The organism is Microbacterium sp. OR21, assembly GCF_047306785.1.
Classification (GTDB): Bacteria; Actinomycetota; Actinomycetes; order Actinomycetales; family Microbacteriaceae; genus Microbacterium; species Microbacterium esteraromaticum_E.
This window is the reverse complement of record NZ_JAZEXJ010000002.1, coordinates 67,383-92,054: the sequence shown is the minus strand read 5'-3', so window position 1 is coordinate 92,054 and position 24,672 is coordinate 67,383. Positions and strand designations below refer to the sequence as shown.

General features: G+C 69.3%; 22 protein-coding genes and 1 riboswitch. Of the genes, 18 read left to right on the top strand and 4 right to left on the bottom strand.

What is annotated here, in order from left to right; genetic code table 11:
* Positions 1 to 60 precede the first annotated feature (60 nt).
* Entirely contained in the window at positions 61 to 726 is a 666-nt protein-coding gene (locus tag V2S04_RS05045) for an NUDIX hydrolase (RefSeq protein ID WP_413637350.1), read from the bottom strand.
* Positions 727 to 1,096: 370 nt separating this feature from the next.
* Between V2S04_RS05045 and V2S04_RS05040 the strand changes: the two genes are divergently transcribed.
* From V2S04_RS05040 to V2S04_RS05000, 9 genes are all read left to right on the top strand, one after another.
* Complete coding sequence (locus V2S04_RS05040; RefSeq protein ID WP_413637349.1) at positions 1,097 to 2,692, top strand: LuxR C-terminal-related transcriptional regulator; 1,596 nt, start codon at positions 1,097 to 1,099, stop codon at positions 2,690 to 2,692.
* A gap of 66 nt (positions 2,693 to 2,758) precedes the next feature.
* Positions 2,759 to 2,852, top strand: a riboswitch (glycine riboswitch).
* Positions 2,853 to 3,015: 163 nt separating this feature from the next.
* Positions 3,016 to 4,140, top strand: a complete 1,125-nt coding sequence (gene gcvT / locus V2S04_RS05035) for a glycine cleavage system aminomethyltransferase GcvT (protein WP_413637348.1) — start codon at positions 3,016 to 3,018, stop codon at positions 4,138 to 4,140.
* Positions 4,137 to 4,514 carry a glycine cleavage system protein GcvH gene (gene gcvH / locus V2S04_RS05030; RefSeq protein ID WP_099196979.1) on the top strand — a complete coding sequence of 126 codons (378 nt, stop codon included), beginning with the start codon at positions 4,137 to 4,139 and terminating at the stop codon, positions 4,512 to 4,514. Before gcvT ends, gcvH begins: the two co-directional genes overlap by 4 nt.
* 56 nt (positions 4,515 to 4,570) lie before the next feature.
* Entirely contained in the window at positions 4,571 to 7,417 is a 2,847-nt protein-coding gene (gene gcvP, locus V2S04_RS05025; protein ID WP_413638101.1) for an aminomethyl-transferring glycine dehydrogenase, read from the top strand.
* A gap of 173 nt (positions 7,418 to 7,590) precedes the next feature.
* The gene (locus V2S04_RS05020; protein WP_413637347.1) at positions 7,591 to 9,225 is read left to right on the top strand and encodes a peptide ABC transporter substrate-binding protein; all 1,635 of its coding nucleotides are present in this window, start codon (positions 7,591 to 7,593) and stop codon (positions 9,223 to 9,225) included.
* Between the two features lie 97 nt (positions 9,226 to 9,322).
* Positions 9,323 to 10,255, top strand: coding sequence for an ABC transporter permease (locus V2S04_RS05015; RefSeq protein ID WP_413637346.1), 933 nt, complete (start codon positions 9,323 to 9,325; stop codon positions 10,253 to 10,255).
* Positions 10,242 to 11,186, top strand: coding sequence for an ABC transporter permease (locus tag V2S04_RS05010; RefSeq protein WP_340087940.1), 945 nt, complete (start codon positions 10,242 to 10,244; stop codon positions 11,184 to 11,186). Before V2S04_RS05015 ends, V2S04_RS05010 begins: the two co-directional genes overlap by 14 nt.
* A complete protein-coding gene (locus V2S04_RS05005) occupies positions 11,183 to 12,832 on the top strand; it encodes a dipeptide ABC transporter ATP-binding protein (RefSeq protein WP_413637345.1) in 1,650 nt (549 codons plus the stop codon). Before V2S04_RS05010 ends, V2S04_RS05005 begins: the two co-directional genes overlap by 4 nt.
* On the top strand, positions 12,829 to 13,401 hold the full coding sequence (locus V2S04_RS05000) for a PH domain-containing protein (protein WP_413637344.1): 573 nt from the start codon (positions 12,829 to 12,831) through the stop codon (positions 13,399 to 13,401). Before V2S04_RS05005 ends, V2S04_RS05000 begins: the two co-directional genes overlap by 4 nt.
* Before the next feature lie 8 nt (positions 13,402 to 13,409).
* Here V2S04_RS05000 and V2S04_RS04995 read toward each other — a convergent pair whose 3' ends face one another.
* Complete coding sequence (locus tag V2S04_RS04995) at positions 13,410 to 14,159, bottom strand: CPBP family intramembrane glutamic endopeptidase (RefSeq protein ID WP_413638100.1); 750 nt, start codon at positions 14,157 to 14,159, stop codon at positions 13,410 to 13,412.
* Between the two features lie 134 nt (positions 14,160 to 14,293).
* Here V2S04_RS04995 and typA point away from each other — a divergent pair, with 134 nt between their 5' ends.
* Positions 14,294 to 16,210 (top strand): translational GTPase TypA, encoded by a 1,917-nt coding sequence (gene typA, locus V2S04_RS04990; protein WP_413637343.1) that lies wholly within the window; start codon positions 14,294 to 14,296, stop codon positions 16,208 to 16,210.
* Positions 16,211 to 16,488: 278 nt separating this feature from the next.
* Complete coding sequence (locus V2S04_RS04985) at positions 16,489 to 17,361, top strand: phospholipase (RefSeq protein WP_413637342.1); 873 nt, start codon at positions 16,489 to 16,491, stop codon at positions 17,359 to 17,361.
* 18 nt (positions 17,362 to 17,379) lie between these two features.
* Here V2S04_RS04985 and V2S04_RS04980 read toward each other — a convergent pair whose 3' ends face one another.
* The gene (locus V2S04_RS04980; RefSeq protein ID WP_413637341.1) at positions 17,380 to 17,925 is read right to left on the bottom strand and encodes a helix-turn-helix domain-containing protein; all 546 of its coding nucleotides are present in this window, start codon (positions 17,923 to 17,925) and stop codon (positions 17,380 to 17,382) included.
* A gap of 66 nt (positions 17,926 to 17,991) precedes the next feature.
* Between V2S04_RS04980 and V2S04_RS04975 the strand changes: the two genes are divergently transcribed.
* The 7 genes from V2S04_RS04975 to V2S04_RS04945 all read left to right on the top strand — a co-directional run bounded on the left by V2S04_RS04975 (position 17,992) and on the right by V2S04_RS04945 (position 22,877).
* Positions 17,992 to 18,765, top strand: a complete 774-nt coding sequence (locus V2S04_RS04975; RefSeq protein ID WP_413637340.1) for an AzlC family ABC transporter permease — start codon at positions 17,992 to 17,994, stop codon at positions 18,763 to 18,765.
* Positions 18,762 to 19,076, top strand: a complete 315-nt coding sequence (locus V2S04_RS04970; RefSeq protein ID WP_413637339.1) for an AzlD domain-containing protein — start codon at positions 18,762 to 18,764, stop codon at positions 19,074 to 19,076. Before V2S04_RS04975 ends, V2S04_RS04970 begins: the two co-directional genes overlap by 4 nt.
* Before the next feature lie 53 nt (positions 19,077 to 19,129).
* A complete protein-coding gene (locus V2S04_RS04965) occupies positions 19,130 to 19,522 on the top strand; it encodes a histidinol dehydrogenase (RefSeq protein ID WP_413638099.1) in 393 nt (130 codons plus the stop codon).
* Positions 19,523 to 19,541: 19 nt separating this feature from the next.
* Positions 19,542 to 19,862 (top strand): ferredoxin, encoded by a 321-nt coding sequence (gene fdxA, locus V2S04_RS04960; RefSeq protein WP_110555101.1) that lies wholly within the window; start codon positions 19,542 to 19,544, stop codon positions 19,860 to 19,862.
* Positions 19,863 to 20,969 (top strand): succinyldiaminopimelate transaminase, encoded by a 1,107-nt coding sequence (gene dapC / locus V2S04_RS04955; protein ID WP_413637338.1) that lies wholly within the window; start codon positions 19,863 to 19,865, stop codon positions 20,967 to 20,969.
* A 166-nt stretch (positions 20,970 to 21,135) separates the two neighbouring features.
* Complete coding sequence (locus V2S04_RS04950) at positions 21,136 to 22,425, top strand: citrate synthase (RefSeq protein ID WP_413637337.1); 1,290 nt, start codon at positions 21,136 to 21,138, stop codon at positions 22,423 to 22,425.
* Between the two features lie 104 nt (positions 22,426 to 22,529).
* The gene (locus V2S04_RS04945; protein WP_413637336.1) at positions 22,530 to 22,877 is read left to right on the top strand and encodes an SHOCT domain-containing protein; all 348 of its coding nucleotides are present in this window, start codon (positions 22,530 to 22,532) and stop codon (positions 22,875 to 22,877) included.
* An 80-nt stretch (positions 22,878 to 22,957) separates the two neighbouring features.
* Here the strand turns inward: V2S04_RS04945 and V2S04_RS04940 are convergent, their stop codons facing one another.
* Positions 22,958 to 24,499: a DEAD/DEAH box helicase gene (locus tag V2S04_RS04940; RefSeq protein WP_413637335.1), complete on the bottom strand. Its 1,542-nt coding sequence runs from the start codon at positions 24,497 to 24,499 to the stop codon at positions 22,958 to 22,960.
* Between the last annotated feature and the right edge of the window lie 173 nt (positions 24,500 to 24,672).

Below are 24,672 nucleotides of genomic sequence, written 5' to 3'. Positions count from 1 at the left end.
ATTAGGTCGATTCGACCAGAACTGCAATCGGAGCCCGGCCGACGACGGCGACCGGGAGGCTCAGGCGTGGGCGACGTAGCGGTACAGCCGGGCAGGACGGTGCTTGCCCGTGCGGAACGACTCGGTCGGCACGAGTTCGTCCGAGCCCTCGAGCAGGCGGCGGAAGTTCGACGGGTCGAGCCGCTGGCCGAGCACCGCCTCGTACACCTCGCGCAGCTCGGTGAGCGTGAACTCGTCGGGCAGCAGTCCCGCCGCGATGCGGCTGTAGCCGACCTTGTTGCGCAGCCGCCACAGCGCGTAGTCGGCGATGCGATTGTGGTCGAACGCCAGCTCGGGCAGCGCGTCGACGTCGAACCACTCGACGTTCTCGGGCGCACCGGCGCCCGAGCGCTGCGCGTCGACGAGGTCGGACCGCAGCAGAGCCCAGTAGACGATCGAGATCGTGCGCGCGGGTGCACGGTCGACGTCGCCGAACGTGTAGAGCTGCTCCAGATAGCTGGGCTTCAGCGCCGTCGTCTCGGCGAGCGTGCGCGACGCCGCGGCATCCAGATCCTCCGCCGGATCCAGCCATCCGCCCGGCAGAGCCCAGGACCCGAGATGCGGCTCTCTCGTGCGGCGCACGAGCGGCAGCATGAGGCGATCGCCGTCGTCGGCTGTGCGCAGTGAGAAGATCACCGTCGACACGGCGACGCCGATCGCGTCGCGTCGTCCCGTCGTGCCACTCACATCGACGAGCCTAGACGGCGGCGAGTCCGCTCCCCGCGCCGACCCACGGGAGTCCGGCGGATGGCGAGGGGAGCCATCCGCCGGACCACGGCATCCGGGAGCGTTCACGCTCACCGGCAGCCATCCGTTCGGACGAGCGCACAGATGGCACGGAGGCGCTGCAGCGCTTCTCCGTGCGGGCGCTGGGGATCGCCGAGGCGCGTCGCCCGCACTCATTCTCCGCCGGGCGTCCTCTGCATGGCGACCGCGGCGGGGTGAAAGCCGGTATGAAATCCTCCAGCGCCGTGCACAGCATCGTCAGATCGGGATGGGTTACATTGCCACCGCGGGCCACGGCCCGCTCGGATCACGATCGAACGGAAGTGGAGCGGTGACCGAGGATCGACACGTTCCCGCGCCGGCTCACCGGCCGGATCCGTCATCCGCGTTCCTCGCTGCGATCGCCGACGGCGACGAGCTCGCTGTCGAGAACGCCGCCCGCCGCCACTGGTTCGAGCTCATCGGAGAATGCTCGGCGGCAGCGTCGGCCCTTCGCGGGATGGCGGATGCCGCGCTCGCCCGCCGTCCTCTGCTGGACATGCTCGCGGGGCTCTGCGGGCTCGAGACCGGGGATGATCCCGAGCGGGGCATGCGGCGGATCGGCCGCGCCGTCGCAGCCGCGCAGGACGAGCACACCGAGCTCACGGCGATCGATCGCGCGCTCATCCTCTACGCGGAGAGCGCGCGACGACAGCGGCTCGGAAGCGACGCGCAGGCGATCCGCGTCGCCCACGCGGCGCTGGAGCACGCCATGGTCGCCGCTGCGTGGGTGCAGACGCTGCCGCTGGCGGCTCTGTTCACGCACATCGGCGTCTCCCTGCACTACGCCGGTGAGGTGGATCTCGCCCTCGAGGCGTTCTCCGCCGGCCAGACCGCGGCGCCGGCGACCCCTGGTCCTGCGGGCGCGACAGAGCTCGCCGGCCGTGCGGCCGCGTTCGCGTACGAAGGTGACGTCCCGCTGGCCACGCGCTATCTCGAGCAGGCACGAGCCATGACGGATGCCGTGAGCCCTGCAGGCGCTGTCAACCAGTGGGTGGCCGCCTCGATGATCGAGCTCGAGCACTTCGACAGCGCAGGCATCCTCGCCCGCCTGGACGCCATCGACATGGAGGTGCCGTTCGAGCACCAGATCGCCGTGTGCACCGTGGCGGCGATGGCGCGCATGGTGCAGGGCGACGCCGCTGCGGGCCTGGCCTCGCTCGAGGCGCGGATCCGCTCGATCGAGCTGCACACCGGCCGAGCCGTGCCGCCGAGCTCTGTGGCGACCGCACGGTCGATGCTGCAGCTGAGCCTGGGCAACGTGCGCGTGGCCTCGGCGATCGTCGAGAGCGACTTCCCGCCAGGTCCGACTCGCGAGGTCGCCCGTGCGCGGATCGAGCTGATGCGCGGGCATCCGGCAGCAGCGCTGAGACGGCTCGCAGAGCTGTCTACCGATCGGCTGCCGTTGCGCACGGCCGCAGAGGCGTCCGCGCTCGAGACCGCGACGCTGCTGCGACGCAGCAGGTCTTCTCGCGCGGACGCGGCGGTCGACTACCTCGGCGCCCTGCTCGCCCGCACCGGAATGCGGATGCCGCTGGCCTTTCTGCCTCGCGCGGACTTCGACCGCGTCGTGACCGCGTTGCGCGCGGCCGGGCACGACGAGCTCTTCCAGAGCATGCACGCGCGGTCGGTGCTTCCCGATATCGCATCGACGACCACGCTGACGGCCCGTGAGCGCACCGTGCTGCGGGCGCTGATGGACAGCGGGTCGGCCACGGAGATCGCACGCGAGCTCTACGTGTCGCCGAACACTGTGAAGTCGCAGCTGCGCAGCATCTACCGGAAGCTGGGCGCCGCGACCCGGCAGGAGGCGATCATGCTCGCCGTCGAGCGACAGCTGCTCGAGCCGCGCGCCGAGGGCGGCCCCGAAGACGGCTCCTCCCGCTGATCGGGCGCACGCCTGGTGGCGAGCGCGCTTCCCGCTATGCTGGAGGCCTAATCGAACACAGGCCGCATGACCCGTGCGGGAGAGCCCGATGATCACGGTCGGGCACCGAAGGAGCAAGCCTCCCCGCCAATCTCTCAGGTATCCCCACCGCCCAGGTCCGGCCGCTCTGAAAAGCGATGCTCACGCATCCGCCGACGGTGAAAGTCCCGCTGGCAGGTTCTCCGAACCCGCCACTGGAGCGAAGCTCTCAGGCCCGATGACAGAGGGGGAGTTCCGAGGATGCCGACGACGTCGTCCTGCCCGATCCTGACCGGGAGAACTCCGTGACCGAACCCCGCTACACCCCGCTCCGCGCGCGCCATGAGGCGCTCGGTGCGTCCTTCACCGACTTCGGCGGCTGGCAGATGCCCGTCCGCTACACGTCCGATCTCGCAGAGCACCACGCGGTGCGCGAGGCCGCCGGCGTCTTCGACATCTCGCACATGGCCGAGTTCACGGTGCGCGGTGCTGCGGCGGCCGAGTACCTCGACTACGCCCTCGCCGGCCGCCTGTCGGCCATGAGCGTCGGCAAGGCGAAGTACTCGCTGCTGCTCGCCGACGACGGCGGGATCATCGACGACGTCATCGTCTACCGGCTGGCGGACGACGACTTCCTCATCATCTCCAACGCCGGCAACCGCGACGCCGTGGCCGAGGCGCTCGCCGCACGCGTCGGGCAGAGCGACGTCGCGGTGCAGGACGTCTCCGACGAGTACGCCCTGATCGCCGTGCAGGGCCCGAAGGCCGTCGCCATCGTCGCCGCAGTGGAGGGCATCGACGAGGTAAGCGTCCCATGGGACGAGCAGAAGTACTATGCCTGGGCGAGCGCCGTCTACCGCGGCAAGCCGCTGCTCCTGGCACGCACCGGCTACACCGGCGAGGACGGCTTCGAGCTGCTGGTCGCCGCCGCAGACGCCGAAGCGCTGTGGGATGCCGTGATCGCCGCCGGCGCCGACCGCGGTCTCGTGCCCGCAGGCCTCGCCGCGCGCGACACGCTGCGTCTCGAGGCGGGCATGCCGCTGTACGGCAACGAGCTGAGCCGCGAGACCGTGCCCGCTCAGGCAGGTCTCGGCCGTGTCGTCGTCGCGGACAAGGAGCGCTTCGTCGGCAAGGAGGCCCTCGCCGGAGGCGCCGCCGGCGCTGGAGCCCAGGCCGGGCGCACCCTGATCGGCCTCACCGCCGAAGGTCGCCGCGCCGGCCGATCCGGCTATCCCGTCGTGCTCGAAGACGGCACCGCCGTCGGCCAGATCACCAGCGGGGCTCTCAGCCCCACCCTCGGCCACCCGATCGCGATGGCCTTCGTCGACCCCGAATACGCCGAAAAGGGCGCCGACCTGTTCCTCGATGTCCGGGGGACGAAGATCCCCGCCACCCGCACCGCCCTGCCTTTCTACCGGAGGAAGAAATGACCGATCTCAGCACCCTCAAGTACAGCGAAGAGCACGAGTGGGTCGCCCTGGAGGGCACCACCGCGACGATCGGCATCACCGACTTCGCCGCCGACGCCCTCGGTGACATCGTCTTCGTCGAGCTGCCCGAGGTGGGCGCCGAGCTCAGCCGCGGCGACGTCTTCGGCGAGGCCGAGTCGACCAAGTCCGTCTCCGAGCTCTACGCCCCGGTGACAGGCACGGTCGTCGAGATCAACGACGCGGTCGTCGACGACCCCGCGCTGCTGAACTCCGCGCCGTTCGGCGACGCGTGGCTCATCAAGGTCGAGGTCGCCGACGGTGCGCTCGACGGGCTGCTCGACCGCGACGCCTACGTGGCTCACACGGAGGCGTGAGAGTGACCTCATTCGCAGACCGCCATATCGGCATCACCGCCGACGCGCGCGAGCAGATGCTCGCCGCGCTCGGAATCTCCGCCTCCGCCGACGCCTCCGAAGACCCGATGGCTGAGGGGCCGATCGAGGCGCTCATGCGCCAGGCCGTGCCGGCCTCCATCTTCACCGGCCCGTCGGACGAGTCGGTGATCCCCGCCGCCGCGAGCGAGGCGGATGCCCTGGCCGAGCTGCGTGCTCTCGCGAGCCGTAACACGGTGAACCGTCCGATGATCGGCCTGGGGTACTACGGCACGCTCACGCCGTCGGTCATCCAGCGCAACGTGCTCGAGAACCCGTCCTGGTACACCGCATACACCCCGTACCAGCCCGAGATCTCGCAGGGCCGGCTCGAGGCGCTGATCAACTTCCAGACGATGGTCTCCGACCTCACGGGCCTGTCGACCGCGAACGCGTCGATGCTCGACGAGTCGACCGCCGTGGCCGAGGGCATGCTGCTGGCGCGGCGCGCATCGAAGTCCAAGTCGAACGTCTTCGTCGTCGACGCCGACGCGCTTCCGCAGACCAAGGCGCTGCTGCGCACGCGCGCGGATGCCGTGGGTGTCGAGCTCGTCGAGCGCGATCTCGCCGGCGGCGAGCAGCTGCCCGAGGAGCTGTTCGGCGTGCTCGTGCAGTACCCCGGCGCCTCGGGCCGCGTCTGGGACCCGAGCGCCGTCATCGACGCCGCGCACCTGGCGAACGGCATTGCGGTGGCCGCGGCCGACCTGCTGGCCCTCACGCTGCTGCGCTCGCCCGGCTCGCTCGGCGCGGACGTGGGCGTGGGCACGACCCAGCGCTTCGGCGTGCCGATGGGCTTCGGCGGCCCGCACGCGGGATACATGGCGGTGCGCGCCGGCCTCGAGCGTCAGCTGCCCGGGCGGCTGGTCGGCGTCTCGGTCGACGCGGTCGGCTACCCCGCCTACCGCCTGTCGCTGCAGACCCGCGAGCAGCACATCCGTCGCGAGAAGGCGACCTCGAACATCTGCACCGCCCAGGTGCTGCTGGCCGTGATGGCCTCGATGTACGCCGTCTACCACGGCCCGGACGGTCTGCGCGCGATCGCAGCCGAGGTGGCGGGCAAGGCCGTGCTGCTGCGCGACTGGCTGGTCGAGGCGGGTGCCGAGGTCGTGCACGATGCGTTCTTCGACACGCTCAGTGTGCGCGTCGCCGGCGGTGCGGCTGACCTGGTCGCCAGAGCACACGCCGAGGGCATCCTGCTTCGGCTGACGGATGCCGACACCGTCGGCATCGCGATCGACGAGACCACCTCGTTCACCGACCTGCACCGCGTCGCGGTGCTGTTCGGCGGCAAGCAGGAGCGGGTCTTCGGCTTCTTCGGAGCCGGTTCCGCGGGCGCTCTGCCCGAGGCGCTGCTGCGCGAGGACGAGTACCTCACGCACCCCGTCTTCCACGCGCACCGCTCGGAGACGGCGATGATGCGCTATCTCAAGCAGCTCGCCGATCGCGACTACGCGCTCGATCGCGGCATGATCCCGCTCGGCTCGTGCACGATGAAGCTCAACGCGGCCACCGAGATGGTGGCGATCACCTGGCCGGAGTTCGCCCAGCTGCATCCGTTCGCGCCGGCGGAAGACGTCGAGGGCTCGCTGGCCATGATCGACCAGCTCGAGGCCTGGCTCGCCGAGGTCACCGGCTACGACGCGGTCTCGCTGCAGCCCAACGCCGGCTCGCAGGGAGAGCTGGCGGGCCTGCTCGCCATCCGGGGCTATCACCTCGCGAACGGCGACACCCACCGCGACGTCTGCCTCATCCCGAGCTCCGCGCACGGCACCAACGCGGCCTCCGCCGTCCTCGCGGGCATGAAGGTCGTCGTCGTCGCCACCGACGCGCTCGGCAACGTCGACCTCGACGACCTGCGCGCGAAGATCGCGCAGCACGCCGAGTCGCTGTCGGCGCTGATGATCACCTACCCGTCCACGCACGGTGTGTACGAGCAGCAGGTGGTCGACATCACCTCAGCCGTGCACGACGCCGGCGGTCAGGTGTACGTCGACGGCGCCAACCTCAACGCGCTGCTCGGCTACGCGCGCTTCGGCGACCTGGGCGGCGACGTGTCGCACCTCAACCTGCACAAGACCTTCGCCATCCCGCACGGCGGCGGCGGTCCGGGCATCGGCCCCGTGGCGGCGAAGGCGCACCTCGCGCCGTACCTGCCGGGGCATCCGCAGGCGCAGAAGAGCGAGCACGCCGGCGGCTTCGTGTTCGACGGCGGCCCCGTCTCGGGCGCTCCGTACGGCTCGGCCGGCGTGCTGCCGATCTCGTGGGCGTACGTGCGCATGATGGGCGCCGAGGGGCTGCGCGACGCCACCGCGGCCGCGGTGCTCTCGGCGAACTACATCGCCCAGCGTCTGCGTGAGCACTACCCGGTGCTGTACACCGGTGAGAACGGTCGGGTCGCGCATGAGTGCATCCTCGACCTGCGTCCGCTGAAGGAGGCGACCGGGATCTCGGTCGACGACGTCGCGAAGCGCCTGATCGACTACGGCTTCCACGCGCCGACCATGTCGTTCCCCGTCGCCGGCACCCTGATGGTGGAGCCGACGGAGTCGGAGGATCTCGCCGAGGTCGACCGCTTCATCGAGGCGATGATCCGGATCAAGGCCGAGGCGGATGCCGTGGCGGCCGGCACCTGGCCAGCGGATGACAATCCGCTGGTGAACGCCCCGCACACCGCCGCGTCGCTGATCGCAGGGGAGTGGAGCCACGCGTACTCGCGCGAGGTGGCGGCGTACCCCGTGTCGTCGCTGATCGCGTCGAAGTACTGGCCGCCGGTGCGGCGCATCGATCAGGCCTACGGCGACCGCAACCTCGTGTGCGCATGCCCGCCGATCGAGGCGTTCGCCTGAATCGACCCGCATCCGCGATCACCCCTCGGCGCCTCGGCGGCGAGGGGTGATTTCGGTTAAGGCTGGATAACAGTTCTGCGGGCGTGCTGGCGACATCAGTGGCGGGTCTTAGGATCGATGATGAGCGCGTTCGACGACGAGCGCGTGCTTGTCCCGGTCCACAGGAGGACACTGTGAAGCACAAAAAGATCACACTCGCGGGCGTCGCGCTGCTCACGGCGGGTGCCCTGGCACTCTCCGGCTGCGCGAGCGGCGGCGACAGCCCTGACGCAGACAAGGGCTCTTCGAGCGCCGACGCGTCCGCGATCATCAAGGTCAACGGCTCTGAGCCCCAGAACCCGCTGATCCCGACCAACACCAACGAGACCGGTGGCGGCAAGATCCTCGACGCGATCTTCGCCGGCCTGATCGGCTACGCGGCCGACGGTGCGGTCTTCAACGAGGTCGCCGAGGAGATCACGGTCGACGACCCGCAGAACCTCACGGTGAAGCTCCGCAAGGGCCTGAAGTTCACCAACGGCGAAGAGGTGACCGCCGACAACTTCATCAAGGCGTGGAACTACGGCGCCCTGGCGTCGAACGAGCAGCTCTCGAGCTACTTCTTCGAAGACATCGAGGGCTTCAGCTACGAGGAGGACTCGGAGCTGACCGGCCTGAAGCAGGTCGACGACCACACCTTCACCATCAAGCTCAACAAGCCGGCCTCCGACTTCGCGCAGCGCCTCGGCTACTCGGCCTACTACCCGCTCCCGGACGTCGCGTTCGAGGACATGAAGGCATTCGGCGAGAACCCCATCGGCAACGGGCCCTACATGCTCGACGGTGAGGGCGCCTGGCAGCACGACGTGGGCATCAACCTCGTCAAGAACCCCGACTACGACGGCCCCACCGAGGCAGCCAACGGCGGTCTGAACATCGTCTTCTACGCCTCGCAGGACAGCGCGTACGCCGACCTGCTGGGCGACCAGCTCGACGTGCTCGACGCCATCCCGGACTCCGCCTTCGGCAACTACGAGTCGGACCTGGGTGACCGCGCGGTCAACCAGCCCGCCGCCATCTTCCAGTCGTTCACGATCCCGGAGCGCCTCGCGCACTTCAGCGGCGAAGAGGGCAACCTGCGTCGTCAGGCCATCTCGATGGCGATCAACCGCAAGGAGATCACCGACGTGATCTTCCAGGGAACCCGCACCCCGGCCAGCGACTTCACCTCTCCGGTCATCGACGGCTGGACGGATGACCTGGAGGGCTCGGAGGTCCTCGAATACAACGAGGAGAAGGCCAAGGAGCTGTGGGCCGAGGCTGACAAGATCAGCCCGTGGAGCGGCACGTTCCAGATCGCGTACAACGCCGACGGCGGCCACCAGGCCTGGGTCGACGCGACCACGAACTCGATCAAGAACACGCTCGGCATCGACGCCTCGGGTGCTCCGTACCCGACGTTCGCTGAGCTGCGCGGCAAGGTCACCGACCGCACCATCGAGACCGCGTTCCGCACCGGATGGCAGGCCGACTACCCCGGTCTGTACAACTTCCTCGGACCGCTGTACGCCACCAACGCCGGATCCAACGACGGCGACTACTCGAGCCCCGAGTTCGACAAGCTGCTCGCCGAGGGCGTCTCGGAGACCGACCCGGAGAAGGCGAACGAGCTGTACCAGCAGGCTCAGGAGGTCCTCCTGAAGGACCTGCCCGTCGTGCCCCTGTGGTACTCGAACGTCGTCGGCGGCTACGGCGAGAAGGTCGACAATGTGAAGTTCGGCTGGAACTCCGTGCCGCTCTTCGCGGAGATCGAGAAGAAGTCGGAGTAACCCTTCGCGACGAGGCGGTGGTGGAACACACCACCGCCTCGTTCTCTTTGCCCTCGAGGCGCGCGATCCGCGCCTCGCACCCGAAGGGAGGTCGAGGGTGGCCGTATACATCCTCAAACGGATCCTGCAGGCGATCCCGGTGTTCTTCGGAGCGACCCTGCTGATCTACTTCATGGTCTTCGCCATGCCGGGCGACCCGATCGCCGGTCTGTTCGGAGACAAGCAGCCCAACCCCGCTCTGCTCGAGCGGCTTCGCGCTGAGTACCACCTCGATGAGCCGTTCCTCGTGCAGTACGGCTACTACATCGCCGGCATCTTCCGGCTCGACTTCGGCACGAGCTTCTCCGGCCAGCCGGTCGCAGACGTTCTGGCCCGCACGTTCCCGGTCACGCTGCGTCTCGCGGTGATGGCCGTCGGAATCGCATTCGTGCTCTCGATCATCATCGGCCTGTTCTCGGCGCTCAACAAGGGCGGAGCGTTCGACAATTCGATGCTCGTGCTCGCGCTGATCTTCATCGCCGTGCCGATCTTCGTGCTCTCGTTCCTCGCGCAGTACTTCCTGGCGATCAAGCTCGGCTGGTTCAGACCGACGGTGGGAGCCAACAACGACTGGGGGGATCTCTGGCTGCCGGCCTGGGTGCTCGGGTTCAGCGTCTATGCGACGAGCATGCGACTGACCCGCGCCTCCACCATCGAGACCCTCGGTCAGGACTGGGTGCGCACGGCGTACAGCAAGGGACTCTCGCGACGCCGCGTCATCCCGGTGCACGTGCTGCGCAACTCCCTCATCCCCATGGTCACCGACCTCGGCACCGTATTCGGCGTGCTCATGGTCGGCGCCACGGTCACGGAGGGCATCTTCAACGTGCCGGGTGTCGGCAACACCCTCTATCAGGCGATCATCCGCGGCGAGAACCCGACGGTCGTGTCGTTCGTCACGGTGTTCGTCGTGGTGTACGTGCTCATCAACCTCGTCGTGGATCTCATCTACGGCCTGCTCGACCCGAGGATCCGCTATGTCACGACCTGACCTCGACCGCGGCCACTACGTCGCACCGGCCGACACCATGTCGGTTCCCGTCGACGTCGTGCGCATCGACGCCAAGCCCAGCAACCTCTGGCTGGACTCGTGGCGCGACCTGCGTCGCCGCCCGCTGTTCTGGATCTCGGCGGCCTTCGTGCTGCTGGTGATCATCGTCGCCCTGGTGCCCACTCTGTTCACGCAGGTCGCGCCCAACTCGGGCTGCCTGCTGGCGGACAGCAACAAGGGGCCCACCGACGGGCATCCGCTCGGATTCACCCGCCAGGGCTGCGACATCTACGCGCGCACCATCTGGGGCACCCGCACCTCGCTCATCGTCGGCGTGCTGGCGACGCTGATCAGCACCATCGTGGGAATCGTGATGGGGGCCCTCGCCGGGTTCTACGGCGGCTGGCTCGACTCGGTTCTCTCGCGCATCGGCGACATCTTCTTCACGATCCCCTACATCATCGCGGGCATCGTGGTGATGTCGGTGCTGCCGCAGCGCAACGAGCTCGTGCTCGCGTTCGCGATCGGCGGCTTCGCCTGGGCGTCGACGGCGCGCATCATGCGCGCCGAGGTGCTGCGCGTGAAGCAGGCGGACTTCGTCATGGGCGCCGAGTCGATCGGTATGTCGAAGTTCAAGACGCTCCTGGTGCACGTGCTGCCGAACGCGATGGCTCCGGTCATCGTCGTCGCGACGCTCTCGCTCGCCGGCGCCATCGTCGCCGAGGCGACGCTGTCGTTCCTCGGCGTGGGCCTGGGCAGCGGCACCATGTCGTGGGGTCTGGACATCAGCCAGGCACAGACGAACATCCGCACGGCGCCGATGGCGCTGTTCTGGCCGTCGCTCGCCCTGACCCTCACCGTGCTGGCGTTCGTCACGCTCGGTGAGCTGCTGCGCGACGCCGTCGACCCGAAGGCGAGGGCTCAGCGATGACCGAACCACTTCTCAGAGTGCGCGACCTGCGCGTCGCGTTCCGCAGCGGCAAGAAGAATCGCGAGGTGCTGCACGGCGTGAGCTTCGACATGATGGCCGGCGAGACGCTGGCGATCGTGGGGGAGTCCGGGTCGGGCAAGTCCACCACGGCCTCGGCGATCGTGGGCCTGCTGCCAGGCACCGGGCACGTCACCGAGGGAAGCATCACCCTCGATGGGCGCGAGCTCACGACCGCGAAGCGGGCCGAGCTCGAGCACATCCGCGGCCGGGACATCGGCTACGTGCCTCAGGACCCGATGTCGAACCTCAACCCGGTCTGGTCGATCGGGTTCCAGGTCAAGGAGGCGGTGCGCGCCAACGGACTGGCCCAGGGCCGGCAGGAGGTGCGCGATCGAGCGGTGGAGGTGCTGCAGCAGGCCGGCCTCGCCGACGCCGCACGCCGCATGCACCAGTTCCCGCACCAGTTCTCGGGCGGTATGCGCCAGCGCGCGCTGATCGGCATCGGGCTGGCAGCCGACCCGCAGCTGCTGATCGCCGATGAGCCGACCAGCGCGCTCGACGTGACGGTGCAGCGGGTGATTCTCGATCACCTGGCCAGCCTGACGAGCGAGCGCGGCACCTCGGTGCTGCTGATCACCCACGATCTGGGGCTGGCCGGCGACCGCGCCGACCGCATCATCGTGATGAATCAGGGCGAGATCGTCGAAGCAGGGCCCAGCGCCGAGATCCTGACTCGGCCGCAGCACCCGTACACCCAGCGCCTGGTCGCGGCGGCTCCCAGCCTCGCGTCCAAGCGGATCGGTGCTGTGACCACCCGCGAGGAGGCGAAGGTCGAGACGGCGCCCGCCGTCGTCGAGGTGCGCGATCTCGTCAAGCAGTACTCCATCCGCAGCGGCGGACTGCGCAGCGAGAAGTTCCTGGCCGTGGACGGCGTGTCGTTCTCGATCCCTCGCGGCAAGACGCTCGCGCTGGTGGGCGAGTCGGGTTCGGGCAAGTCGACGGTCGCGAAGATGCTGCTGCAGCTCGAGAAGCCGACCGACGGTGAGATCCTCATCGACGGCGAGGCCACGAGCACGATGTCGCGTGCCGAGGTGTTCAAGCTGCGCCGGCGCATGCAGCCCGTCTTCCAGGATCCGTACGGGTCACTCGATCCGCTGCGCAGCATCGGCAACCTCATCAGCGAACCGCTGCACGTGCACGGCATCGGCACCCGCGACGAGCAGCACAAGCGCTCGCTCGAGCTGCTCGATCAGGTCGCGCTGCCGCGCGAGCTCGCCGAGCGGTATCCGAACGAGCTGTCGGGCGGGCAGCGTCAGCGTGTGGCGATCGCTCGCGCGCTGGCACTCAAGCCCGACATCGTCGTGCTCGACGAGGCGGTATCAGCTCTCGACGTGCTCGTGCAGGACCAGATTCTGCACCTGCTCTCGGATCTGCAGAACGAGCTCGGTCTGACCTACCTGTTCATCACGCACGACCTCGCGGTGGTGCGGGTTGCCGCCGACCTCGTCTGCGTCATGGAGAAGGGCCGGATCGTGGAGCAGGGCACGGTGGACTCGATCTTCACCGACCCGCAGGAGGAGTACACCCGACGCCTGCTCGACGCGATCCCGGGGGCGTCGTTGCCCCTCGGCGGCGTCGGGCTGTGAGCCCCGAGCAATCCTCAGCATCCGCAGGCGCCGCCTCGCTCCGCAACCGGGGCGGGGTGGCGCTGCTGGTGATCTGCGCCGCGCTCGCCCTCGTGCTGCTCGTCGACGCGGCCGTGCGGGCGGACGTCGGCACGGCACTGCTGCTGGCTCCGTGGCCCCTGCTGGTGCTGTGGGGCGTGTACGTCGTCGGCGTCGCCTCGCGTGTGCGCGCACAGCGCGATGGTGTGTTCGTGCAGAACCTGCTGCGCACGACCTTCGCGCCGTGGCCGCGAGTGCGGCGGATCGACATGCGCTGGCAGATCGAGATCGCGTTCGACGACGGCTCTCAGCTGGCCTGCTTCGGCGGTCCGGGCCGGCGCAGGCCGCAGCGTCTCGGTCCCGGGCGCATCAAGGAGGACGCCAATGGCGACGCCGATGACGCGGTCGCCGCACTGCGTCGGGCGAAGGCCAGCGCCGAGCGCGTCTCATCGGTGCCGCCGATCCGCCGCGGCTGGGACCTGCCCGCGATCGTCGCCCTACTCGTGCTCGTCGCCTGGGCCGTGATCGCCGTGCTGCTGACTCAGGTCTGAACGGGGGATCAGCCCGGCAGGCCGAACAGCGCCGGCCAGGTCGCCGCCGCCCAGGGGTACCCCACGAAGGCAACCGCGTCGATCGCGAAGTGCGCGACGAGGAAGGGCAGCAGGCGACCGGTCCGCGCGAAGAGCCAGCCGAACAGCAGCCCCATCGCGAGATTGCCGACGAACGCTCCGGGCCCCTGGTACAGGTGGTAGCTGGCGCGCAGCACGCTGGTCGCGATGATGATCGGCCCCATGCCCCAGCCCAGCTGCCGGAGGCGGGCGAAGAGGTAGCCGAGCACGACGAACTCCTCCTGCACGGATGCCCGTGCCGCCGAGAGCAGCAGGATCGGCACCGTCCACCAGTGCGCGTCCAGCCCCGCCGGGTCGACCGCGACGAACCAGCCGAGGGCGCGGCCGATGAGGTAGAGGGCGATGCCGGGGATGCCGATCGCTGCGACCAGCCCGAGGCCCCAGCCGACGTCGCGCGCCGGCCGTGCGCCGTCGAGCCCGAGCATCCCGAGGTGCGGCCGGTGCGACTGCCAGAGCAGGAAGCAGACCAGCAGAACGGGCACGACGCCGAACCCGATCGAGAGCAGCTGATAGATGAGATCGAAGATCTCCCGGTCGCTGCGCGAGGGGTTCAGCGTCGCGGTCTGATCGGCCAGGGGAGTGGAGTCGGTGAGCCGATAGGCCAGCTGCACGATGGCGTACACCGCCGACTGGCCGAGGCCGAGCGCGAGCACGATGCCGATCTCCCACCACAGGCGCATCCGGTTCACGCTCTCGATGCTACGGCCTGCTCTCAGGCGGCATTCCCGACCGTACGCTATTCTGGAACGTCGCTCTCGTTCATTCGGCGCACGCGGCACCCCATCTCACACCAAATCCGCATTGGACTTCTTGAATGGCGCACGCCCTCCGCTCTGACCTCCGAAACGTCGCGATCGTCGCACACGTCGACCACGGCAAGACCACGCTCGTCGACGCCATGCTCCGTCAGACCGGCTCATTCGGCGAGCACGCCCACGTCGAAGAGCGCGCGATGGACTCGAACGACCTCGAGCGTGAGAAGGGCATCACGATCCTCGCCAAGAACACGGCGATCACCTACAACGGCAAGCACACCGAGGTGCCGGTGACGATCAACGTCGTCGACACCCCCGGTCACGCCGACTTCGGCGGCGAGGTCGAGCGCGCGCTGTCGATGGTCGACGGCGTCGTGCTGCTGGTCGACTCCTCCGAGGGCCCGCTGCCGCAGACCCGGTTCGTGCTGCGCAAGGCGCTCGAGGCGAAGCTCCCGGTCATCCTGCTGGTCAACAAGACCGACCGCGGCGACGCCCGCATCGCCGAGGTAGAGGAAGAGGCGCACGATCTGCTTCTGGGTCTGGCCAGCGACCTGCAGGACGACGTGCCCGACCTCGACGTCGACGCTCTGCTCGACGTGCCGGTCGTGTACGCCTCGGGCCGCGCGGGAGCTGCGTCCCGCAACCGCCCCGCGAACGGCGAGCTGCCCGACAACGACGACCTCGAGCCGCTCTTCGAGGCGATCCTCGAGCACGTGCCCGCGCCGTCCTACGATGACGAGGCACCGCTGCAGGCCTGGGTCACCAACCTCGACTCCTCGTCGTTCCTCGGCCGCCTCGCGCTGCTGCGCATCTTCAACGGCACGCTGAAGAAGGGTCAGACGGTCGCGTGGGTCCGTCAGGACGGCACCACCCAGAACGCGCGCATCACCGAACTGCTGATGACCAAGGCGCTGGAGCGCTACCCGGCCGAGTCCGCAGGCCCCGGCGACATCGCCGTGATCGCCGGCTTCGCCGACATCATGATCGGCGAGACCATCGCCGACCCCGACGACGTGCGCGCGCTGCCGCAGATCTCGGTCGACGAGCCGTCGATCTCGATGACGATCGGCACCAACACCTCGCCGCTCGTCGGCAAGGTGAAGGGTCACAAGCTCACCGCCCGCATGGTGAAGGACCGCCTCGACCGCGAGCTCATCGGCAATGTGTCCATCCGCGTGAACGACATCGGCCGCCCCGACGCGTGGGAGGTGCAGGGCCGCGGTGAGCTGCAGCTCGCGATCCTCGTCGAGAACATGCGCCGCGAGGGCTTCGAGCTCACCGTCGGCAAGCCGCAGGTCGTCACCCGCAAGATCGACGGCAAGGTGCACGAGCCGTACGAGCACCTCACCATCGACGTGCCCGAAGAGCACCTCGGCGCGGTCACGCAGCTCATGGCGAACCGCCGCGGCCGCATGGACAACATGATCAATCACGGCACCGGCTGGATCCGCATGGAGTTCATCGTCCCGTCGCGGGGCCTGATCGGCTTCCGAACCGAGTTCCTCTCGATCACCCGCGGCACCGGCATCGCCAACGCCATCTCGCACGGTTACGACGAGTGGGCGGGTTCGATCGTCGCGCGTCAGAACGGCTCTATCGTCGCCGACCGCGCGGGCGTGGTGACCCCGTTCGCCATGATCGCCCTGCAGGAGCGCATGTCGTTCTTCGTCAAGCCGACCGAAGAGGTCTACGAGGGCATGGTCATCGGCGAGAACTCGCGCGCCGACGACATGGATGTGAACATCACCAAGGAGAAGAAGCTCACCAACATGCGCTCCTCCACGGCCGACTCGTTCGAGTCGATGACGCCGCCGCGCATCCTCTCGCTGGAGGAGTCGCTCGAGTTCGCCCGCGAGGACGAGTGCGTCGAGGTGACACCCGAGGCCGTGCGGATCCGCAAGGTGATCCTCGATCAGACCACCCGCGGTCGCGAGGCGTCGCGTCTGAAGCGTCAGGACGCCAACGCGCACGCCTGACACCGCATGACTGAGCGAAGACCCCGGCCCTGTGCCGGGGTCTTCGTCGTTCCGGCGTCGCCGCCGGGCCCGCCGGAAAGTAACGAACGCATAACACACTTTTCCGAGAGTGATCGCGCGTCATTCCCTGCGTTCGGCCATGATCCGTCCAGGTTAGGGCAGGGTTACGTCCAGGTGGGGCCGTCAGGCTTGTTCTTCGTGCCCGGGATACGGCGCTCCCATGAGCGCGCCCCGCGAGGGTCCGGGCCGTCGACAACCCGAAAGTCGAAACCCCTCCCATGACCCATACCCTGAACACCCGTGCGTCCCAGCGGGTCTCGCACCTGGCATCCGCCCATTCGCGCATGCGTCGCCCCTTCATCGCCGTGGCCATCGGCGCCGTGCTCGCCGCCTCGGCGGCAGCGGGCGCGGTCTTCGCACCCGCCGCGCTCGGCGCGATCCCCTCCGAGCACGCTCTGGACGAGGCGGCCGACGCCGCCGACGACGGCAAGATCGCCCTGGTCAACGCACAGTCGCTGAACAACGTCGTGGCCGAGGTCGACTTCCCGATGCAGACCGAGACGACCCAGGTCGATCTCACCGACCTGAAGACCGACGTGAAGCGGCTCGGTCGCGCTGATCAGCTGACGTCCGAGCAGGTCTCCGAGCTGACCGCGGAGGTCGTGCTCGGCACGGTCATCGTGCAGTCGGAGACGTCGGAGCTGCAGGATGCGCTCACTGCTGCGAAGGCGGCGGAGGCCGCCAGGGTCAAGGCCGAGGCCGAGCGGGTGGCGGCAGAGAAGGCCGCGAAGGAGGCCGCCGAGAAGAAGCGTCGCGCGGCGGCGGCTCTCGCCGCGGCGAACACGCCCGAGGGCGCGAAGGCCGTGGCGCGCACGATGGCCGCCGAACGCTACGGCTGGGGCGAGGGCGAGTTCTCGTGCCTCGCGAAGCTGTGGACCAAGGAGTCCGGCTGGAACTACCAGGCCTACAACTCCAACGGCGGCGCCACGGGCATCCCGCAGGCCCTTCCGGGCAGCAAGATGGCGACGGCCGGCGCCGACTGGCGCACGAACGCCGCCACCCAGATCGCCTGGGGCCTCGGCTACATCGACCGCGCGTACGGGTCGCCGTGCGCCGCCTGGGGTCACTCGCAGGCCGTCAACTGGTACTGAGCCGCGACAGTCTCGGGCTCAGCGCAGCTCCGACACCAGCACCGCGCTGGTGCCGGGGCTGTGCGCCTCGAAGATGTGCGCCGCGTCACCCGCGTACGACAGGTAATCGCCCGGATGCAGCACCTCGGGCGCATCCTCGGGGCCCACCGTCGCCTCGCCGCTGACCATCACGACGTGCTCGGTGGTGCCCGCACGGTGCGGAAGCGAACGCCTCGGCTCGCCGGGCTCGGCCTGGATGAGGTAGATGTCGCGTCGAGTGCCAGGAGCGGCGGCCGAGAGCAGCGTCGCCAGATAAGGCGCGGCTGCCGAGGGGACCCCGGCATGGTCGCCGACGCGGATGAGGCGCGCGGCCGGCGCGCGGTCTTCGACGAGGGTCGCGAAGGGCACGCCCAGCGCATCGCCGATCGCCCAGAGCGTCTCGACGCTGGGATTGCCGGCGCCGTTCTCCAGCTGCGATATCGTCGCCTTCGACACACCCGCACGTCGGGCCAGCTCCGACACCGAGAACCCGGCGCTGTCGCGCTCGCGCCGGAGGGAGTGGGCGAGCCGTTCTCGCAGTTCCATCCGTTCAGTATGACAAACGATCATTCAACTTGACTGAACAGCTCACCACTGTTCAGGATTGTGTACATGCGTTCACTCCAGCGAACATCGGTGCGGGATCGCGGGACCCGTGATCTCGCGAGTCGCGAGGTCTGGCGCGAAGGACTCGGAGTGGCCATCGCCACGAGCGCCTACGGCGTCTCGTTCGGAGCGCTGTCGGTGGCATCCGGCCTCGACGTCTGGCAGACCTGCGCGCTCAGCCTGCTCATGTTCACCGGGGGATCCCAATTCGCCTTCATCGGCGTCTTCGGTGCGGGCGGCATCTCCGCCCTTCCCTCCGCCGTCGCCTCCGCCGCGCTGCTAGGCGTGCGCAATGCGGCGTACGGCATGCGCATGTCGTCGATCATCGGCCGGGGTTGCTGGCGTCGAGCGGCCGCGGCGCACGTGACGATCGACGAATCCACCGCGGTCGCCATCTCCCAGGAGCAGCCGCACCTGCGCCGTCTGGGATTCTGGCTGACCGGCCTCGGGGTGCTGATCGGCTGGAACATCACCACTCTCGCCGGTGCGCTGCTCGGCGATGTGCTCGGCGACCCGAAGACGTGGGGGCTCGACGCCGCCGCGGCGGCCGCTTTCCTCGCCCTGCTCTGGCCGCGACTCAGACAGCGCCAGGCGGTCGCCGTCGGCGTCGCCGCGGCGGTGGTCGCAGCCGGCCTCACGCCCGTGCTCACTCCAGGGCTCCCGGTGCTGGTCGCCGCCGTGGTCGCGGTCGTGGTCGGGTGGTTCAACTGGCTCGGGCGCGATGCCTCAGACACGGGGGACGTGGCACGGAACACTCGCGACGGGGAGGTGCAGGCATGAGCGTCTGGACTGCCGTGCTGCTCGCGGCATGCATCTGCATGGCGCTGAAGCTCGCCGGATATCTGGTTCCCGCGCGGCTGCTCGAGGCGCCGCGACCGGCGCGGATCTCGGACCTGCTGACCGTCGCCCTGCTCGGCGCGCTTGTCGCCGTGCAGACGCTCGGAGCCGGGCAGGCCGTGATGCTGGATGCCCGGGTGCCCGCCGTGCTCGTGGCCGCGGGGCTGCTGTGGATGCGCCAGTCCTTCCTGGTCGTCGTGTTCGCCGCGGCGGCGGTCGCCGCGGTGCTGCGCCTAGCGGGTCTCGCATCATGACCCGCCCTCAGCCGCGTGACAGCGACGCGCACTAGGCTGATCCGGTGCGCAGAATGCTCTCTCGTGGCCTGTCCTGGGTGGCCGCCGCCTTCGTCGGGGCCGTCTACGGAATCGCCGCGACCATCGCGCACAGCTTCACGATCGGACCGATTCCCGTCGGGATGATCCTGGGCACGATAGCGTGCGCCGGGCTGCTTGTCGCCCTGCGGGCGCTCACCGGTGACCGATGGGCGGCACTGGCCGCCGGGCTCGGCATGCTGGCGCTGCTGCTGGTCATCTCGCAGCGTGGCCCGGGCGGTTCGATCATCGTGCCGAACACGCCCCTCGGCAACATCTGGATGTACGTGGCGGCGGGCATCGTCATGCTCGTCGTGGCCTGGCCCGACACCGCGCGTCTGCGCGCGCTCTCGGACGGCTCGACCGTCACGCGGGGCGATGCGCGCTGAGGGGTCGTAGACTGGGCACGTGACGTACGTGATCGCTCTTCCCTGCGTCGATGTCAAGGACCGCGCCTGCATCGACGAGTGCCCCGTGGACTGCATCTACGAAGGTGAGCGGATGCTGTACATCCACCCCGACGAGTGCGTGGACTGCGGTGCCTGCGAGCCGGTCTGCCCCGTCGAGGCGATCTACTACGAAGACGACCTCCCCGAGGAGTGGGCCGACTACTACAAGGCCAACGTCGAGTTCTTCACCGAGATCGGCTCGCCGGGCGGCGCATCGAAGGTGGGCGTGTACGACTTCGACCACCCCGTCGTCAGCGCCCTGCCGCCGCAGGGGGAGTGAGTGGGAGTCCGCGACCTCGCCGACTACCCGTGGGACGCGGTGGTGCCCTACCGTGAGCGCGCCGCCCGGCATCCGGACGGACTCGTCGATCTCTCGATCGGATCGCCCGTCGATCCCACCCCCGAGGTGATCCGTCGAGCCCTCGCCGAAGCCACCGATGCGCACGCCTACCCGCAGACCGTGGGCACGGCCGACGTGCGCCGCGCCATCGTCGAATGGTACGAGCGCCGCCGCGGTGTTCCCGGGCTCGCCGAGACGAACGTCATGCCCACGATCGGCTCGAAGGAGCTCGTGGCGCTGCTTCCGCTGCTGCTCGGCCTCGGCCCTGGCGACATCGTCGTGCACCCGCGCGTGGCGTACCCGACGTACGCCGTCGGCGCTGCCGTCGCCGGCGCCACCGCCGTCGCCGCCGACCACCCCGAGGAGTGGCCGGACGGGGCGAAGCTGATCTGGATCAACACCCCGGGCAACCCCGACGGACGCACCTGGGATGTCGACGCCCTGCGCGTCGCCGTCCGGCGCGCACGCGAGCTGGACGCCGTCCTCGCCAGCGACGAGTGCTACGCCGAGCTCGGGTGGGACGGCACCTGGCAGAGCGAGACCATCCCCTCGGTGCTCGACCCCCGGGTCACCGACGGCACGCGCGCGAACCTGCTCAGCGTGTACTCGCTCAGCAAGCAGTCCAACCTCGCCGGCTACCGTGCGGCGTTCATCGCCGGGTGCTCCCGGCTGATCGCCGAGATCCTCGCCGCCCGCAAGCACCTCGGCCTCATGCCGCCCGCGCCGGTGCAGCACGCGATGGCCGTCGCGCTGCGCGACGACGAGCACGTCGCCGCGCAGAAGGAGCTCTACCGCCGGCGCCGCGAGGTGCTGCTGCCCGCCCTCACGGCCGCAGGCTTCCGCATCGACGGATCCGAGGCGGGTCTGTACCTGTGGGCCACCGAGGGGCGCGACGCGTGGGAGTCGATGGATCGCCTGGCGTCGCTCGGCATCCTGGCGGGCCCGGGGCACTTCTACGGCGATCACTCCGCCCAGCACGTGCGTCTCTCGCTCACCGCTCCGTTCGAACGGGTGCAGCAGGCAGCAGCGCGACTGGCCGCCTCCTGACGCCGAGCCTTTGTGCTCAGCGTCACATGATGCCGCCGATCTCTTGGCGGATGTCACAGTAGGCCGACGGCACGACTAGGCTGTAACGGCGATGGGGTCCCACGCGACCCGGCGCTGCGTGCGTCTCACATCGCCTACGACGATACGAACGCAGCAGGAGGTTGGCGTGAGCTCAGCTCAGCCCGAGAAGGCTACTCTTTCGATCGGCGACACCACAGCGGAGTTTCCCGTGGTCCGCGGTACGAGCGGCACCGACAGCATCGACTTCTCCACTCTGACGCGCCAGACCGGTTACACCGGCCTCGACTACGGATTCGTGAACACCGCATCCACGAAGTCGGCCGTCACGTTCATCGACGGCGACCAGGGCATCCTGCGCTACCGCGGATACCCGATCGAGCAGATCGCGAAGAACTGCAGCTACCTCGAGGTGGCATGGCTGCTCATCTACGGCGAACTGCCCACGGCGGGTGAGCTCGCCGAGTTCGACGAGAAGATCCGCCGACACACCCTGCTGCACGAGGATCTCAAGCACTTCTTCTCGGCGCTTCCCCACACCGCCCACCCGATGTCCGTGCTGTCGTCGGCGGTCGCGGCCCTGTCGACCTACTACGAGGGCCAGACCGACCCGCACAACCCCGAGCACGTCGAGCTGAACATGGTGCGCATGCTCGCCAAGCTGCCGGTCATCGCGGCGTACGCGCACAAGAAGAGCATCGGTCAGGCGTTCCTCTACCCCGACAACTCGCTGAGCTTCGTCGACAACTTCCTCAAGCTGAACTTCGGCGTGCACAGCGAGCCCTACGAGGTCAACCCGGTGATGTCGAAGGCGCTGGAGCTGCTGCTGATCCTGCACGAGGACCACGAGCAGAACGCGTCGACCTCGACCGTGCGCCTGGTCGGCTCGACCGGTGCGAACCAGTTCGCGTCGATCTCGGCGGGCATCCAGGCGCTCTCCGGTCCGCTGCACGGCGGCGCGAACGAGGCCGTGCTCACCATGCTCGGCCAGATCCGCGATTCGGGGCAGAGCGTGCAGCGCTTCGTCGAGAGCGTGAAGAACAAGGAGGCCGGTGTGAAGCTGATGGGCTTCGGGCACCGGGTCTACAAGAACTACGACCCGCGGGCGAAGCTCGTCAAGGAGGCCGCCGACGAGGTGCTCGCCGAGCTCGGCGTCACCGATCCGCTGCTCGATCTCGCGAAGGAGCTCGAGGAGATCGCGCTGGCCGACGACTACTTCAAGGAGCGCCGGCTGTACCCGAACGTCGACTTCTACACCGGCGTGATCTACAAGGCCATGGGCTTCCCGACTCGCATGTTCACCGTGCTGTTCGCGATCGGCCGCCTGCCCGGCTGGCTGGCGCAGTGGCGCGAGCTGAACCTCGACCCGCAGACGAAGATCGGGCGCCCGCAGCAGCTGTACGTCGGCTCGCCCGAGCGCTCCTACCCCGGACGCTGAGCCGAGCACGAGGCGGCCCCGCACGCGCTGCGTGCGGGGCCGCTTCTGCGTGCGCGCCGGACCAGGCGCTCGCGGGCTGCGCGAACGCGCCCTATGATGCGGTCATGGACGATCTGATCATCGATGACACCCCGTTCCAGCAGATGAGCGGTTTCATCACCTTGTTCGGAATCTTCTTCGTCGGAATCCTGATCTTCATCATCGTGTCGGTCGTTCGTCGCTGGAAGGTCGCGCGGGACGCGGGGTACGACCCGCTCGCGATGGACGCCCAGATCGCCGCTCAGCTGGGCCGCAGCGAGCTGCTGCGTGCAGCCGAGACCACTGCGGCCGACGCGCCTGCGCAGCAGAGATCCATCGAGGACCGCCTGCGCGAGCTGGACGATCTGCACGCGAGAGGCGTCATCTCGGATGCCGAGCACGCGGCCGCGCGGACCAAGGCGCTCGAGGGCTGAGTCCGGCCGCGTCTCGCGAACGCGGGAGGGCCCGTCACGCCGAACGCGTGACGGGCCCTCTTGATCAGACCGAGCCGGGCTCAGCGGCCCTGCGGACGGCTCGCGCGACGCGAACCGGTGCGCGCCCGTCCGGCGCCCTGGTCGCTCTGCCGCGACTGACCGGACGGGGCGCCGCTCTGAGTGGAGTAGCGGGTCTGGCTGCCCTGCGAACGAGACCGGCCGGCATCCGCATGACCGGGTTCGTGACGGGGGCCGGCGGTCTGACGGTGACTGCCGTTGTGGCGCGGCCCCGTCTCAGTCCGCTGCGCGGTGTCGGTGCGGCGGGCGGCGTCGCCTGCGCTGCCGCGACCACGACGGCGCCGTCCGCCGCCGGAGGCGGGCTGCGCGCCATTCGCCGCAGGCTTCGCCTTCGGCTTGTTCTGCTGCTGAGCGACCGGGACGGTCTTGATCTTCGGGGCCCGCTCGCCGACCAGCTCGTCGACGATCGCGGGGGTGACGTCCTCGAGTCCGACGGTGATCTGCGCCTTGCGCAGGATGTCCTTCACATCGCGACGCTGCTCGGGCAGCATCAGGGTGACGACTGTTCCCGCCGCCCCAGCCCGAGCCGTGCGGCCGGAGCGGTGCAGGTACGCCTTGTGCTCGACCGGCGGGTCGACGTGCACGACGAGCTCGACGTCGTCGACGTGCACGCCGCGGGCGGCCACGTCGGTCGCGACCAGCACGCGCACACCGCCGTCGGCGGGGTCGGCGCCGAACGCGGCCAGGTTGCGCTCGCGGGCGTTCTGCCCGAGGTTGCCCTGCAGATCGACCGACGGGATGCCCGCCGCCGTCAGCTGCTTGGCTAGCTTCTTGGCGTGGTGCTTGGTGCGGGTGAACAGGATGCGGCGGCCGGTGCCGGACGCGAGATCCTCGACGAGCTTCTTCTTCGCATCCGCATCCGAGGCGATCAGGACGCGGTGCGTCATCTCGCCGACGGGCACGCTGGCCTCGTCGACCTCGTGGCTGACCGGACGGCTGAGGAACCGCTTGGCCAGTGCGTCGATGCCGCGGTCGAGCGTGGCGCTGAACAGCAGGCGCTGTCCGCCGGCCGGGGTCGCGGTGAGGATGCGGGTGACGCCGGGCAGGAAGCCCAGATCGGCCATGTGGTCGGCCTCGTCGAGCACGGTGACCTCCACGGAGCCGAGGGAGATGATGCCCTGCTTCATGAGGTCTTCGAGACGGCCGGGGCAGGCGACGACGATGTCGACGCCGCCGCGGAGCGCCTGCTCCTGCGGACGCTGGCTGACACCGCCGAAGACGGTGGTGACGCGCATGCCGACGGCGTCGGCGAGCGGCTTGATGGTGGCCGCGATCTGCGTGGCCAGCTCGCGGGTGGGGGCCAGCACCAGGCCACGCGGCTTGCCGGGACGGCGCGCGCCGCCGGATGCGGAGAGGCGGGCGACCAGGGGCAGCGCGAACGCGATGGTCTTGCCGCTGCCGGTGCGGCCGCGGCCGAGCAGGTCGCGCCCGGCGAGGGAATCGGGAAGGGTGTCGCGCTGGATGGCGAAGGCTTCGGTCTTGCCGTCGGCGGCGAGCACGTCAGCCAGCACGGCGGGCACGCCGAGGTCGAGGAAGGAAGGCATAGGAGTATCTCCGGGAAGGCGCAGCATGCTGCGGGATGGGGCGACGGCGCGGGCTCGCGCATCGTTTCGCCGCTCGAGGTGACCGCGACCGGATGCCGGTGCGGAAAGGGTATCGACGACGCAGACGTCTCGCTTCGCGAGGGGCGTCACCGTCAACCCTAACAGTCGCCGAG